This window comes from Pseudomonas sp. LBUM1652 (assembly GCF_059716105.1).
Map to the genome: position 1 here is coordinate 659,268 of NZ_CP166804.1, position 15,251 is coordinate 674,518.

A 15,251-nucleotide genomic window follows, 5' to 3' on the forward strand; every position below is an offset into this window, starting at 1 on the left:
CAAACTGCACAACAGACCGTTAAAGAACATGACAGGCACTCCGTCTCAAGGGATGGGCCGATCATAGGGCGGGCCAGATGGTTTAGCCGTTAGATTGTGTCGATGAGTGTCATAGCCTGAAAGTTGTATACAATTTTTGACGCAAGTCATAGGAACTTGCGAAGATTTCAGGCAGTCTTCCAACCATTCGTGATTTTGTTAACCCTGCCTTGGAGATTCACCATGTTTTCCAAAGTTGTTGCGGTATCCCTGCTGGCGCTAGCCAGCAGCCAATTGATGGCTGCCGAGTGCAAAACCACCGTTGACTCCACCGATCAGATGTCCTTCAACACCAAGGAAATCGTGATCGACAAGAGCTGCAAGACCTTCACCGTCGAGTTGACCCACTCCGGCAGCCTGCCGAAGAATGTCATGGGCCATAACCTGGTGATCAGTAAAGAAGCTGACATGCAGCCGATCGCTACCGATGGCCTGGCTGCCGGCATCGACAAGAACTACCTGAAGGACGGTGACGCACGCGTCATCGCCCACACCAAAATCATCGGCGCCAAGGAAACCGATTCGGTGACCTTCGACGTGTCCAAGCTTAATGCCAGCGAAAAATACGGCTTCTTCTGCTCGTTCCCTGGCCACATCTCGATGATGAAAGGCACTGTGACCCTGAAGTAATTTATTCAGACACAAAAAAAGCGTCCTGCTCGGGACGCTTTTCTCGTTTCTGAAGGTGGCGCGGTATGGCTTACGGTGCAAACGGCATCACTCGTTTGTGATGGGTTTTGTTGTACGTATCAACAATGATCTTGAACGCTTCCTCTCGCAGTGGCTCACCGTGCAGGAAGGCGTCGATCTCGGTGTAGGTCACGCCATGTGACGCTTCGTCCGGTTTGCCCGGCGACAGGTCTTCCAGGTCGGCAGTCGGGACCTTCTCGACCAGCGACTCCGGCGCGCCGAAGCTGCGGGCAATCGCCCTCACCTGATTTTTCACCAGACCGCTGAGCGGGGCGAGGTCGCAGGCGCCGTCGCCGAACTTGGTGAAAAACCCCATCACCGCTTCCGCTGCATGGTCGGTGCCGATCACCAGACCGCCCGCCGCGCCAGCAATCGTGTATTGCGCAACCATGCGCATCCGCGCCTTGGTGTTGCCTAGCACGAAATCAACTGACACCGCGTGCTTGCCTTCGAACGCCGCCACTTCACTGGCCAGGGCCTTCACCGCCGGACCGATGTTGACGGTGTGGCGTTCGTCCGGGGCGATGAAATCCACCGAGGCCTGAGCGTCGTGTTCGTCGAACTGGGTTTCATACGGCAGGCGCACGGCGATGAACTTGTAGCTCTGGTCGCCCGTTTGATCGCGCAGTTCACGCATCGCGCGCTGGGCCAACAGGCCCGCGGTCAGCGAGTCGACGCCGCCGCTGATGCCTAGCACCAGCGTCTTGAGCCCGGAATTGACCAGGCAGTCCTGAATGAAGGTAATGCGCCTGGCGACTTCGGCTTGCAGGGCCTTGTAGTCAGCGAACGGCGGTTGCACCTTGAGCTGTTCAGCAATCTCACGCTGTACGGCTTGCATGAATTCACTCCTTGCTAGATAGACTGGAATCGGCAGGAACCTGGAAAACGTGTCGCAAATAGGCAACAAAATTGGGGTCTTTGCAGTGGGTCTTGCCTGGCTCGTCGGAGATCTTCGCCACCGGTTGGCCGTTGCAGGCGGTCATTTTAAGCACGATGCTCATCGGTTCGACACCCGGAATGTCACAGGTGAGGTTGGTGCCGATGCCAAAGCTCACGTTGATCCGCCCGTGCAGCGCGCGGAATATTTCCAGCGACTTGGGCAGGGTCAGACTGTCGGAGAACACCAGGGTCTTGCTCATCGGGTCGATGCCGAGCTTGTGATAGTGGGCGATGCATTTTTCGCCCCAGGTCACAGGATCCCCGGAATCGTGGCGCAGGCCATCGAACAGCTTGGCGAAAAACAGATCAAAATCGCCGAGGAAGGCATCCGTGGTGATGCAGTCGGTGAGGGCGATCCCCAGCAAGCCACGGTATTCGCGCACCCAGCAGTCGAGCGCGGCGATCTGACTGTCGATCAGGCGTGGGCCGAGTTGTTGGTGCGCCATGATCCATTCGTGGGCCATGGTGCCCAGCGGTTTCATATCCAGTTCGCGCGACAGGTGCACATTGCTGGTGCCGACGAATCGACCCGGGAAGTCGTGCTTGAGCACGTTGACCACTTCTTCCTGCACGCGGTAGGAAAACCTGCGACGGGTGCCGAAATCGGCGACCTGCAACTGCGACAGTTCGTCGGCGGAAGCGTTGGCGGTCAACCAGTCGAACTTGCGGTAAAGCTGCTCACGCGCCTGCTCAAGCACGGTTTCGCGGTAGCGGTAACGGTTGCGAACTTCGCTGACGATGGCCAGCAGCGGCACTTCGTAGAGGATCACATGGAGCCACGGCCCGCGCAGGCGGATGAACAGTTCGCCGTTCTCGATGCCGGTGTGCAGGTAGCGCAGGTTGAAACGGAACAGACCGAGGAAACGCAGGAAGTCCGGTTTCAGAAAGCTGATGCGCTCGAGAAAACTCAGTTGATCGGCACTCAGGCTCAACTCGGCAAGGCGCTCGATCTGATAGCGGATCTCGGCCAGATACGGGCGCAAGTCTTCGCTGTTACGGCAACGGAACTCCCATTCGACTTCGACGTTGGGATAGTTGTGCAGCACCGCCTGCATCATCGTCAGTTTGTAAAAGTCGGTGTCGAGCAGGTTCTGCACGATGCGATCGGCAAACACACTCTCGCTCATAACGGGGTCTCCAGGTGCGCCGCGCCGTTGCGCGGTCTCAATCAGTGGTGCTAGTGGCGCATATCAGCAGTGGGGATTGCCAGCGATTTCTATTCTGAGTGAGGTCAATTGTGGCGAGGGGATTTATCCCCGACCGGCTGCGAAGCAGTCGTCGCTCTTGAAATTTTTGGGCCGCTGCGCGACCCATCGGGGATAAATCCCCTCGCCACAGGGGCCAGGTTTCAGCCTGGGTTGTCGATTTGTTCGAGCATCCACTTCACAAAATCTCGGACCTTGGGCACTTCCGCCGAATGTTCCGGGTACGCCAGGTAATAGGAGTCGGTGCTGGGCATTGCATGCTGCCAGGGAATGACCAGTTTGCCGTCGGCCAATTCCTCTTCCACCAGAAACCTCGGCAACAGCGCCACGCCGCAGCCGACTTGTGCGGCGCGGATGCACATGTAAAAGGTTTCGAAACGCGGCCCGTGATAGCTGTGCTCTGTCTGGTAGCCCTGACTGTCGAACCAGTCGTGCCAGGCCTGTGGGCGCGAGGCATTCTGCAGCAACACCAGATCGGTGAGTTGCGTCGGATCCGTGAACTGCGTTTCAGGCAGGCTGCCCGGCGCGCACACCGGCACCAGCTCTTCGCCGAACAGCTTCAGGCATTCGGTACCGGGGCGCGAACCCTGACCGTAATAGAACGCCAAATCACTGCGACCCTGCAGCAAATCATCCGCTTCTTGCTCGTTGCATAAATCCAGATGGATCGATGGATGGCGCAAGCGCCAGCCTTTCAGGCGCGGCACCAGCCAGCGGGCGCCGAAAGTTGAGGGGGTAGAAACACGCAGGACTTCGGTCTCACCGCCGTAGGAACGCAGGTAATGCGTCGACATCTCAACCTGGGTAAGGATTTTTCTGACCTCCACCAAGTACAAATCCCCGGCCGGGGTCATCTGCAAGCGGCGGCGTACCCGACGGAACAACAAGTGCTGCAACAATTCCTCAAGCTGCGCGACCTGTTTGCTGACCGCACTCTGGGTCAGGTTCAGTTCCTCGGCGGCCCGGGTAAAACTCAGGTGCCGGGTCACGGCCTCGAAGCACTGCAGCGCGGTGATCGATGGCAAGTGGCGTTTGTTCAGCATGGCGGATCCTTTTCTTGTCTTTCTATGCGCAGCATGAATAAACGGAATGATATCTCGCGTAAAGGTCGTTTGTTGCCTTGCCGTACTGACGCTACAACTAAAGGCCTGCCCGGTCGTGAAATGGCGACCGCACACATTCAGTTTTTTGCTTGAGGAGTGACCCATGGTTGCCGCATTGCTTGATCGTCTTGGTGTGAACCCGGCCCTTTATCAGAACGGCAAAGTGCCGGTGCATTCGCCGATCGACGGCAGCCGCATCGCCGCCGTGAACTGGGAAGGCCCGGCCGAAGTCGAGCAGCACATCAGTCGCGCAGATCATGCGTTCGAGGCCTGGCGCAAGGTTCCGGCACCGCGTCGCGGTGAACTGGTGCGTCAATTCGGTGAAGTGCTGCGCGAGTACAAGGCTGATCTCGGCGAACTGGTTTCCTGGGAAGCGGGCAAGATTACTCAGGAAGGCCTGGGTGAAGTGCAGGAGATGATCGACATTTGCGACTTCGCCGTCGGCCTGTCCCGCCAGTTGTACGGTTTGACCATCGCCTCCGAGCGCCCGGGCCACCACATGCGTGAAACCTGGCACCCGCTGGGCGTGGTCGGCGTGATCAGTGCGTTCAACTTCCCGGTCGCGGTGTGGGCGTGGAACACCACGCTGGCGCTGGTCTGCGGCAACCCGGTGGTGTGGAAACCGTCGGAGAAAACCCCGTTGACGGCGCTGGCCTGTCAGGCGCTGTTTGACCGCGTGGTGAAGAATTTCACCGATGCGCCGGCCAGTCTCTGCCAAGTGATTATCGGTGGCCGTGACGCGGGCGAAGCGTTGGTCGATGACCCACGTGTCGCGCTGATCAGCGCCACCGGCAGCACCCGTATGGGCCGAGAAGTGGCGCCGAAAGTCGCCGCGCGATTTGCCCGCAGCATCCTTGAACTGGGCGGCAACAACGCGATGATCCTCGGCCCAAGCGCCGATCTGGACATGGCCGTGCGCGCGATTCTGTTCAGCGCTGTCGGCACCGCCGGCCAGCGTTGCACCACGCTGCGTCGCCTGATCGCCCATGAATCGGTGAAAGAAGAAATCGTCACCCGCCTCAAAGCCGCGTACGCGAAAGTGCGCATCGGCCATCCGCTGGAAGGCAATCTGGTCGGCCCGCTGATCGACAAACACAGCTTCGAAAACATGCAAGATGCCCTGGAACAGGCGCTGAGCGAGGGCGGCCGGGTGTTTGGCGGCAAGCGTCAATTGCAAGATCAATTCCCCAACGCTTACTACGTCTCGCCGGCGATTGTTGAAATGCCAGAGCAGAGCGACGTGGTTTGCAGCGAAACCTTCGCACCGATTCTGTATGTGGTCGGCTACAGCGACTTCCAAGAGGCGCTGCGCCTGAACAACGCAGTGCCGCAAGGTCTGTCGTCGTGCATCTTCACCACTGACGTGCGCGAGGCCGAGCAGTTCATGTCGGCGGTCGGCAGTGACTGCGGCATCGCCAACGTCAACATCGGCCCGAGCGGTGCGGAAATCGGTGGTGCGTTTGGCGGTGAGAAAGAGACCGGCGGCGGTCGTGAGTCGGGCTCGGATGCATGGCGCGCGTACATGCGTCGGCAGACCAATACCGTGAACTATTCGCTGGAGCTGCCGCTGGCGCAGGGCATTACCTTCGACTGATGTCGGGGCGACCCCCCATACCCTGTGGGAGCGAGCCTGCTCGCGAAGGCGGTGAGTTAGTCGACATCAATGTTGTCTGATATGCCGCTTTCGCGAGCAGGCTCGCTCCCACAATGTGAACAATGTGTTTGGCAGGTTTCTGTTGGAGTCTGGCAATGCCGTTACGCGAAGAATGTCTGTGGGAAAAACTCACGCCGCAAAGGCCCGATAACACGGCGCTCAAGGGTGAAGTCAAAGTCGATGTGTGCGTGATTGGCGCCGGGTTTACCGGCTTGTCGGCGGCGCTGCATCTGTTGGAAAAAGGCAAAAGCATCTGCGTGCTGGAAGCCCATCGCGCCGGCCACGGCGGTTCCGGGCGCAACGTCGGGCTGGTCAACGCCGGCATGTGGATCCCTCCGGACGAGATCGAAGCGGGGTTCGGCGAAGCCGTTGGCAGCCAGCTCAACCGCATGCTCGGTGCGGCGCCGGCGCTGGTGTTCAGCCTTGTGGACAAGTACGGCATCGATTGCCAGTTACGCCGCGAAGGCACGCTGCACATGGCACACAACGCCAAGGGCGGGGCGGATCTGCGCAGTCGTGAGCAGCAATGGAAACGCCGTGGTGCACCGGTCGAATTGCTGACCGGCAAGGCATGCGAGCAAGCCACCGGCACGCAAAAGATTGCTGCTGCATTGCTCGATCGACGCGCCGGTACGCTCAATCCGATGGCTTATGTCACCGGGCTCGCCAATGCGGTGATCGGTCTGGGCGGGCAGATGTTTGATCATTCCCCGGTCACCCGTCTCGAACGCGTGGGTCAAAAATGGTCGGTGCAGACCGAGCAGGGTTCAGTGTTGGCCGAGCAGGTTGTCATCGCCTCCAACGCCTACACCGAAGGTGACTGGACCGAACTCAAACGCAACTTTTTCCCCGGTTACTACTACCAGGTCGCTTCGGTGCCGCTGACTGAAGATGCCGCCCAGGAAATCCTCCCGGGCGGGCAGGGCTCATGGGACACGCGTCAGGTATTGAGCAGCATCCGCCGCGACAAAGAAGGGCGGCTATTGCTCGGCAGCCTCGGCAACGGCAATCAGAAGCCGACCTGGTTTCTCAAGGCCTGGGCCGACAGGGTGCAGCAGCATTACTTCCCCAATCTGAAACCCGTCGAGTGGGAATGCACCTGGACCGGGCGCATCGCTTTCACGCCCGATCACTTGATGCGGCTGTTCGAACCGGCACCGGGACTGGTGGCCGTTACCGGCTATAACGGCCGTGGCGTGACCACCGGCACCGTAGTCGGCAAGGCTTTCGCTGATTACCTGTGCAACGGAAACCCTCAAGCCCTGCCGATTCCTTTTGCACCGATGCAGCCCCTGGCGGGCGTGGGTTTGCGCAGTTGCCTTTATGAGGCTGGTTTCTCGCTGTATCACGCAGGCCAGTGCCTGCGCATCGTCATTTGAGTGTTGAAATATGTTGCTGGAAGCGGCGCTTTTCGACGTAACGACTAGCCTGTAATGGTGCGGGTTGTAGCAGTCCCGCACCAGCAGTGTGCAGTTCGGTGACGCGGGCTGTTACAGGCTGGTTGCACGTCGTTTGGCGCCGCGGTTGCAATGATGGCGCGTGCGGGTTGCGCCTGAAAAAATAAATGGTTTCACCTTCCGCGGTTTAGACGGTTGCACGCCCAATGAAAATGGGAACGAAACAGTCGAAATAACAAGAAAGCAGCGACTTTTTGAAGAATAAAAAACCGATGGCACGGCCCTTGCTCTGAGCATTCAGTGAAGTGAAGTCGCAGTGCCAACTAAAAAAAACCTTGGAGCACCACCTCATGTCCCAGACGTTTTACAAGAAAGGCTTTCTGGCCCTCGCAGTGGCTACTGCGTTGGGTGTTTCTGCGTTTGCTCAAGCTGATGTGAAAATCGGTGTAGCGGGTCCAATGACGGGCGCCAACGCGGCATTTGGCGAGCAGTACATGAAGGGTGCACAGGCGGCGGCCGATGCGGTCAACGCGGCTGGCGGCGTCAACGGGGAAAAAATCGTACTGGTCAAGGGCGATGACGCCTGCGAACCGAAGCAGGCCGTGACGGTCGCCAAGGACCTCACCAACCAGAAAGTCGCTGGCGTGGTCGGTCACTTCTGCTCCTCTTCGACCATTCCAGCGTCGGAGATCTACGACGAAGCCGGCATCATCGCCATCACTCCGGGCTCCACCAACCCGCAAGTGACCGAGCGCGGCCTGAGCGCCATGTTCCGCATGTGCGGGCGTGACGACCAGCAAGGCATCGTCGCCGGCGACTACATCGTCGACGTGCTCAAGGGTAAAAAGGTTGTCGTACTGCACGACAAGGACACCTACGGTCAGGGTCTGGCTGATGCCACCAAGGCCCAACTGGTCAAGCGCGGCGTGACTCCGGTGCTGTACGAAGGCCTGACCCGTGGCGAAAAAGACTTCAGCACCATCGTTACCAAAATCCGTGGTGCCGGCGCCGATGTCGTGTACTTCGGTGGTCTGCACCCGGAAGCCGGTCCGCTGGTTCGCCAACTGCGTGAGCAAGGCCTGAAGGACGTCAAGTTCATGTCCGACGACGGCATCGTTACCGACGAACTGGTGACCACCGCCGGTGGCCCGCAATTCGTCGATGGCGTGCTGATGACCTTCGGCGCCGACCCACGCCTGCTGCCAGACAGCAAGACCGTGGTAGACGCCTTCCGCAAGGCCGGCACCGAACCTGAAGGCTACACCCTGTACGCCTACGCCTCGGTACAGACCCTGGCCGCCGCCTTCAACGGCGCCAAGTCCAACAAGGGCGAAGAAGCGGCTGCCTGGCTGAAGAAAAACCCGGTCAAGACCGTCATGGGCGAGAAGACCTGGGACTCCAAGGGCGACCTGAAAGTCTCCGACTACGTGGTTTACCAGTGGGACAAGGACGGCAAATATCACCAGCTGGAAAAACAGAAGTAAGGGCTGACGCGATCAGCTGATCCCCACCAATCCAATGTGGGAGCGAGCCTGCTCGCGAAGACGGAATGACTGCCAACACATGTGTTGAATGATCGACCGCATTCGCGAGCAGGCTCGCTCCCACAGGAACGGTGTGGGACGGGCGGATCGCGCTCTGACATTACTCCGACGTAAATCTGTATTTTCCTTAGAAGAACCGCACACCTCAGGGTGTGCAGGTTCTCACTGCGTGAGATTGCGTTATGGATGGTATTTTCCTGCAGCAACTGGTCAACGGCCTGACCCTCGGGTCGGTCTATGGCCTGATCGCCATCGGCTACACAATGGTCTACGGCATCATCGGCATGATCAACTTCGCCCACGGCGAGGTTTACATGATTTCCGCTTACCTGGCGGCAATCAGTCTGGCTCTGCTGGCGTACTTCGGTATCGAATCCTTCCCGCTGCTGATGCTTGGCACGCTGATCTTCACCATCGTCGTCACGGCGGTGTATGGCTGGGTCATCGAGCGTGTTGCCTACAAACCCCTGCGTAACTCCACCCGACTCGCACCGCTGATCAGCGCCATCGGTATCTCGCTGATCCTGCAAAACTATGCACAGATTGCCCAAGGCGCGAAGCAACAAGGGGTTCCGACGTTGCTCACCGGTGCCTGGCGTGTCGAGATCGGCACTGGCTTCGTGCAACTGACCTACACCAAGGTGTTCATTCTGATCGCGGCGTTTGTGGGCATGGGCCTGCTGACCTACGTGATCAAGTACACCAAGCTTGGCCGCATGTGCCGCGCCACTCAGCAAGACCGCAAGATGGCTTCGATACTGGGGATCAACACCGACCGGGTGATTTCCTACGTGTTCATCATCGGTGCGGCCATGGCGGCGCTGGCCGGTGTGCTGATCACCATGAACTACGGCACGTTCGACTTCTATGCCGGGTTCATCATCGGCATCAAGGCGTTCACCGCAGCGGTGCTTGGCGGGATCGGTTCATTGCCCGGCGCGATGCTCGGCGGGATCATCCTCGGGATCTCCGAGTCGCTGTTCTCCGGTCTGGTCAACTCCGACTACAAAGACGTGTTCAGCTTCTCGCTGCTCGTACTTGTTCTGGTCTTCCGGCCGCAGGGCCTGTTGGGCCGTCCTCTTGTGTCGAAGGTGTAAGCGATGTCTTCAACCACCCAAAAACCCATCGATATCAAAAAAAGTCTGGTTGAGGCGATTCTTGCCGGCCTTATTGCCTTGATCGTGTTCGGCCCGATTGTCGGCGTCGTGCTCGAAGGCTACAGCTTCAATCTTGAGCCGACCCGCGTGGCGTGGATTATCGGCATTGTCATGATCGGTCGCTTTGCCCTCAGCCTGTTTCTGCAAACGCCCAAGGGCCTGAAAATTCTCGACGGATTCGAGAGCACCGGTTCCGGTGTGCATGTGCTGCCGAGCGATCACAAATCCAGTCTGCGCTGGATCATCCCGCTGTTGATTGTGATTGCTGTGGCGGTGCCGTTTGTCTCCAATTCCTACCTGCTGGGCGTGGTCATTCTCGGCTTGATCTACGTGCTGCTGGGCCTGGGGCTGAACATCGTGGTCGGTCTGGCCGGTCTGCTTGACCTAGGCTACGTGGCGTTCTACGCCATCGGTGCTTATGGTCTGGCGCTCGGTTATCAGTACCTCGGCCTGGGCTTCTGGACGGTGCTGCCGTTGGCGGCGATCACCGCTGGTCTTGCCGGCTGCATCCTCGGTTTTCCGGTGCTGCGCCTGCACGGCGACTACCTGGCGATCGTGACCCTGGGCTTTGGTGAAATCATTCGCCTGGTCCTCAACAACTGGCTGTCCCTGACCGGCGGCCCGAACGGCATGCCGGCGCCGCTGCCGACGTTCTTCGGTCTGGAGTTCGGCAAACGAGCGAAGGATGGCGGGGTGCCGTTTCACGAGTTCTTCGGCATCGCCTACAACCCGGACGTGAAGTACTACTTCATCTACGCAGTGTTGTTCCTCGTGGTATTGGCCGTGCTGTACATCAAGCATCGTCTGGTGAAGATGCCCGTGGGCCGTGCCTGGGAAGCGTTGCGTGAAGACGAGATCGCTTGCCGTTCGATGGGCCTGAACCACGTACTGGTCAAACTCTCGGCGTTCACCATCGGTGCCTCGACTGCCGGTCTGGCCGGGGTGTTCTTCGCCACTTATCAAGGCTTCGTCAACCCGACCTCGTTCACCTTCTTCGAATCGGCGCTGATCCTCGCCATCGTCGTGCTCGGCGGCATGGGCTCGACCATCGGTGTGGTGATCGCAGCGTTCGTATTGACCGTCGCACCGGAACTGCTGCGTGGCTTCGCTGAATATCGCGTGCTGCTGTTCGGCATCCTGATGGTGTTGATGATGATCTGGCGACCACGCGGGCTGATTCGCATCAGCCGTACCGGGGTCAAACCACGCAAAGGTGCCATTCACTATGAGAGGACTGCGCCATGAGTGAAGTCGTACTCTCTGTTGAAAAACTGATGATGCATTTCGGTGGCATCAAGGCGTTGAGCGATGTCAGCCTGAAGGTCAAGCGCAACTCGATCTTCGCCCTGATCGGCCCCAACGGCGCCGGCAAGACCACGGTGTTCAACTGCCTGACCGGGTTCTACAAGGCGTCCGGCGGCAAGATCGAACTCAACGTGCGCGGCCAGCAGACCAACGTCATCCAGTTGCTGGGCGAGTCGTTCAAACCGACCGATTTCGTTTCGCCGAAAAGCTTCCTCAGTCGCCTGTACTACAAGATGTTCGGCGGTACTCACTTGGTGAACCGTGCAGGCCTGGCCCGGACTTTCCAGAACATTCGCCTGTTCAAGGAAATGTCGGTGCTGGAAAACCTGCTGGTGGCCCAGCACATGTGGGTCAACCGCAACATGCTCGCCGGCATCCTCAACACCAAGGGCTATCGCAAGGCCGAAAGCGACGCGCTGGACTGCGCGTTTTACTGGCTGGAAGTGGTCGATCTGGTGGACTGCGCCAACCGTCTGGCCGGTGAACTCTCCTACGGCCAGCAACGCCGTCTGGAGATTGCCCGGGCCATGTGCACGCGGCCGCAGATCATCTGCCTCGACGAACCGGCCGCCGGCCTTAACCCTCAGGAAACCGAAGCGCTGAGCGCGATGATCCGGCTGCTGCGCGATGAGCATGATCTGACCGTGGTGCTGATAGAACACGACATGGGCATGGTAATGAGCATTTCCGACCACATCGTGGTGCTGGACCACGGCATCGTTATCGCCGAAGGGGGCCCTGAAGCCATCCGTAACGATCCGAAAGTGATCGCCGCCTACCTGGGCGCTGACGAAGAGGAGCTGGTATGAGCCAACCGATCCTCGAACTCAAAAACCTGGACGTGTTCTACGGCCCGATCCAGGCCCTCAAGGGTGTTTCGCTGGAGATCAACGAAGGCGAAACCGTCAGCCTGATCGGCTCCAACGGTGCCGGCAAGTCGACGTTGCTGATGTCGATCTTCGGCCAGCCACGGGCGGCGAGTGGGCAGATTCTTTATCAAGGCGTCGACATTACCCACAAGTCATCGCACTACATCGCGTCCAACGGCATCGCCCAGTCGCCGGAAGGCCGGCGGGTGTTCCCCGACATGACCGTCGAGGAAAACCTGCTGATGGGCACCATTCCGATTGGCGACAAGTACGCCAAAGAGGATATGCAGGGGATGTTCGCGCTGTTCCCGCGGCTGGAGGAGCGGCGTAACCAGCGGGCGATGACCATGTCCGGCGGCGAGCAGCAAATGCTCGCCATCGCCCGGGCGTTGATGAGCCGGCCGAAGCTGTTGCTGCTCGATGAACCGAGCCTGGGTTTGGCGCCGATCGTGGTGAAGCAGATTTTCGCCACCCTGCGTGAACTGGCGAAAACCGGCATGACGATTTTCCTCGTCGAGCAGAACGCCAACCATGCGCTGAAGCTGTCGGATCGGGCGTATGTGATGGTCAACGGCGAGATTCGTTTGACCGGCACCGGGAAAGAGTTGTTGGTGAATGAAGAGGTGCGTAACGCCTATCTGGGCGGGCACTGAGTTATCCCCGGATACACACAGCCCCGGCGACGCGAGTCCCGGGGCTTTTTTATATCTCCAAAACACCGAAAAACCCTGTAGGAGCTGCCGAAGGCTGCGATCTTTTGACTTTGGAAAACAAGATCAAAAGATCGCAGCCTTCGGCAGCTCCTACCGTGAATCCATCTTCCATATCAAGTCGATTGTGAAATTGTGGAAAACAAATTCCCCAACCTGCCAAAGCGCGACATATAGACGCTGCAAATGGCTGTTTTTCCACAGTTTTGACTTGTCCCCGTTTGCTGTGGAGCTGGCTGTGAATAACGTGGGAGTAGCTGGCTGAAAGCCTTGCAGGCCGTGGCTTGCAGGCTTGTGGTTGTTTTTTGATCAGGCGTTTTGGCGATAGCGTAAGGCGCCTTTGTCAACCTTTTTGTGGTCGCCCCGGAACAGACATTTCCCTATGCGCAGTCCTGTGGATAAGTCTGTGATTAAACTCTGGAAAGACCGCGCTAAGGGCCGTAATTACTGGCCCCGCGCAATCACCCCGGTAACTGCTCGGTCGTGCAAAATGCCATGTCCCGCACATCTGTCAGTTCAGGGTCAAGCAAAAAACTTTCTATTTCCCTCGCAAAGCCTTGTGTGGCGCGGCTTTGCGCGTTTCCACTTGCCCCCGGAAACTGTGGAAGGGGTTGTGGATAACGTGCGTGCACATGGCTACAAGCCACGTTGGTTAAGGCGTTGCTCGTGTTGGTTGTTTTTTGTACAGCTTAGAGGAGTTGCCCGTGAATGCGGGGCCGGGCATGCTGCGTGCTGATTTTCTATTCAAGGGCTGCTCCGGCAGCCGAAGCGAGGAGAACACGATGTCCAACACCCTGTTTATCACCGGCGCGACGTCCGGTTTTGGTGAAGCCTGTGCCCGTCGTTTTGCCGAGGCTGGCTGGAAACTGGTGCTGACCGGCCGTCGTGAAGAACGTCTCAATGCCCTGTGCGCCGAACTGTCGAAGCAGACCGAAGTGCATGGCCTGGTGCTCGATGTGCGTGATCGCAAGGCGATGGAGGAGGCGATAGCCAACCTGCCGCCGTCGTTCGCCAAGTTGCGTGGCCTGATCAACAACGCCGGGCTGGCACTGGGTGTGGACCCTGCGCCGAAATGCGATCTGGATGACTGGGACACCATGGTCGACACCAACGTCAAAGGCCTGATGTACGCGACCCGTTTGCTGTTGCCGCGCCTGATCGCCCATGGCCGTGGCGCTGGCATCATCAACCTCGGCTCCATTGCCGGTAACTACCCGTACCCGGGCAGCCACGTGTACGGCGCGACCAAGGCATTCGTTAAACAGTTCTCGCTGAACCTGCGCTGCGACTTGCAGGGCACTGGTGTGCGGGTCAGCAACATTGAGCCGGGTCTGTGCGAGAGCGAGTTCTCGCTGGTACGTTTCGCTGGCGACCAGGAACGCTACAACGCCACCTACGCCGGTGCCGAGCCGATCCAGCCGCAGGACATCGCCGAGACGATTTTCTGGGTGATGAATACGCCAGCGCACATCAACATCAACAGCCTTGAGTTGATGCCGGTGAGCCAGACCTGGGCGGGTTTTGCTATCGAGCGTAACAAGGCTTAAGACCCCAGTGAGCCCATTCGCGAGCAAGCTCGCTTCCACATAAGATCGCGTTCGAATGTGGGAGCGAGCCTGCTGGCGAAGAGGCCAAATCGGCCAAAACATGGCGATAAGGTAAACTCCTCTCGTAACAACCCCACCGCACCCTGCGGTTTTCAAGGTTTTTCGAGGAGTTAAAGTGAGTAACCGAGGTGAGCAGTCGCTGCTCAAACAATCGACCATCCTGATGTTCGCCGTGGCGATCGCCGGGATCGTCACCGGTTTTGTATCTGGTTCCCAATCCATCCTGTTCGATGGTTTTTTCTCGCTGATTGCAACGTTCATCAAAGTCCTGATGCTGATCACCGCCAAGCTGATCGCCAAACAAAGCAATCACCGCTTCCAGTTCGGTTTCTGGCATCTGGAGCCAATGGTGCTGCTGATCGAAGGCAGTTTCCTGCTGTTGATCGCCATCTACGCGTTTCTCAACGGCGTGTTCGGCATCATCAACGGCGGTCGCGAGATCGAGTTGGGTTTGGTGATCATCTATGCGGCAGTGTTTACCGTTGTTGAATTCGCCTACTTCTTCTATGTGCGTCGGCGTAATCGCAAGCTCAAATCCAGCCTGATCCAGTTCGACAACATCAGTTGGCTGGTGGACGCGATGCTGTCGGTCGGCCTGTTGATCAGTTTCCTTGCAGCGCTGCTGCTCAAGTCCCAGGGCTATGGCGAGTGGGCGAAGTTTGTCGATCCGCTGATCCTGATCGTGCTGGCGCTGACCATGCTGACTCCGGCGTTCAAGATTCTTCGCCCGGCGTTGCGCGATGTGCTCGGGATTGCGCCGGATACCCTTGATGACCAGGTTCGGCAGGTGATGGAAGTGGCCAAGGCCGAGCATGGTTTCGACGATTACGTGTCCTACGTGCAGAAACACGGGCGGGCGCGGTTTATCGAGATTCATGTGGTGTTGCCGGCGGATTATGCGCTGAGCAGTGTCGGTCAGCTGGATGCATTGCGCGAGGGGATTTCGGCGAAGCTGGGCACGCCGGATGCGGCGCGCTGGTTGACCATCAGCTTTACCGGTGACAAGAAGTGGATTGCCTGAGGTAACCCGGC

13 protein-coding genes are annotated in these 15,251 nt (G+C 58.6%); 10 read left to right on the forward strand and 3 right to left on the reverse strand.

Annotated features, from left to right (window positions below; all coding sequences use genetic code 11):
• Positions 1–222 precede the first annotated feature (222 nt).
• Complete coding sequence (gene azu, locus ACA069_RS02895) at positions 223–669, forward strand: azurin (protein ID WP_401265884.1); 447 nt, start codon at positions 223–225, stop codon at positions 667–669.
• Between the two features lie 70 nt (positions 670–739).
• Here azu and nadE read toward each other — a convergent pair whose 3' ends face one another.
• The 3 genes from nadE to ACA069_RS02910 all read right to left on the reverse strand — a co-directional run bounded on the left by nadE (position 740) and on the right by ACA069_RS02910 (position 3,916).
• On the reverse strand, positions 740–1,567 hold the full coding sequence (gene nadE, locus ACA069_RS02900; RefSeq protein ID WP_489880341.1) for an NAD(+) synthase: 828 nt from the start codon (positions 1,565–1,567) through the stop codon (positions 740–742).
• Positions 1,568–1,571: 4 nt separating this feature from the next.
• Positions 1,572–2,795, reverse strand: coding sequence for a nicotinate phosphoribosyltransferase (pncB, locus tag ACA069_RS02905; RefSeq protein ID WP_401265889.1), 1,224 nt, complete (start codon positions 2,793–2,795; stop codon positions 1,572–1,574).
• Between the two features lie 221 nt (positions 2,796–3,016).
• Positions 3,017–3,916: a LysR family transcriptional regulator gene (locus tag ACA069_RS02910; RefSeq protein ID WP_497616237.1), complete on the reverse strand. Its 900-nt coding sequence runs from the start codon at positions 3,914–3,916 to the stop codon at positions 3,017–3,019.
• Between the two features lie 163 nt (positions 3,917–4,079).
• Between ACA069_RS02910 and amaB the strand changes: the two genes are divergently transcribed.
• The 9 genes from amaB (at position 4,080) to ACA069_RS02955 (ending at position 15,240) form a co-directional block, all read left to right on the forward strand.
• A complete protein-coding gene (gene amaB, locus ACA069_RS02915; protein WP_401265892.1) occupies positions 4,080–5,570 on the forward strand; it encodes an L-piperidine-6-carboxylate dehydrogenase in 1,491 nt (496 codons plus the stop codon).
• Between the two features lie 155 nt (positions 5,571–5,725).
• Positions 5,726–7,009, forward strand: a complete 1,284-nt coding sequence (amaA, locus tag ACA069_RS02920; RefSeq protein ID WP_497616239.1) for an L-pipecolate oxidase — start codon at positions 5,726–5,728, stop codon at positions 7,007–7,009.
• A gap of 368 nt (positions 7,010–7,377) precedes the next feature.
• Positions 7,378–8,511 (forward strand): ABC transporter substrate-binding protein, encoded by a 1,134-nt coding sequence (locus tag ACA069_RS02925; protein WP_007915892.1) that lies wholly within the window; start codon positions 7,378–7,380, stop codon positions 8,509–8,511.
• Between the two features lie 242 nt (positions 8,512–8,753).
• Positions 8,754–9,668 (forward strand): ABC transporter permease subunit, encoded by a 915-nt coding sequence (locus ACA069_RS02930; protein WP_187681241.1) that lies wholly within the window; start codon positions 8,754–8,756, stop codon positions 9,666–9,668.
• Positions 9,669–9,671: 3 nt separating this feature from the next.
• Positions 9,672–10,973, forward strand: a complete 1,302-nt coding sequence (livM, locus tag ACA069_RS02935; RefSeq protein ID WP_187681242.1) for a high-affinity branched-chain amino acid ABC transporter permease LivM — start codon at positions 9,672–9,674, stop codon at positions 10,971–10,973.
• Complete coding sequence (locus ACA069_RS02940) at positions 10,970–11,842, forward strand: ABC transporter ATP-binding protein (protein ID WP_007967487.1); 873 nt, start codon at positions 10,970–10,972, stop codon at positions 11,840–11,842. The genes livM and ACA069_RS02940 overlap by 4 nt, the downstream gene beginning before the upstream one ends.
• Positions 11,839–12,555, forward strand: coding sequence for an ABC transporter ATP-binding protein (locus tag ACA069_RS02945; RefSeq protein WP_497616242.1), 717 nt, complete (start codon positions 11,839–11,841; stop codon positions 12,553–12,555). The genes ACA069_RS02940 and ACA069_RS02945 overlap by 4 nt, the downstream gene beginning before the upstream one ends.
• A gap of 839 nt (positions 12,556–13,394) precedes the next feature.
• Positions 13,395–14,159, forward strand: coding sequence for an SDR family oxidoreductase (locus tag ACA069_RS02950; protein WP_100846416.1), 765 nt, complete (start codon positions 13,395–13,397; stop codon positions 14,157–14,159).
• Positions 14,160–14,334: 175 nt separating this feature from the next.
• The gene (locus tag ACA069_RS02955) at positions 14,335–15,240 is read left to right on the forward strand and encodes a cation diffusion facilitator family transporter (protein WP_497616243.1); all 906 of its coding nucleotides are present in this window, start codon (positions 14,335–14,337) and stop codon (positions 15,238–15,240) included.
• Positions 15,241–15,251: the final 11 nt, after the last annotated feature.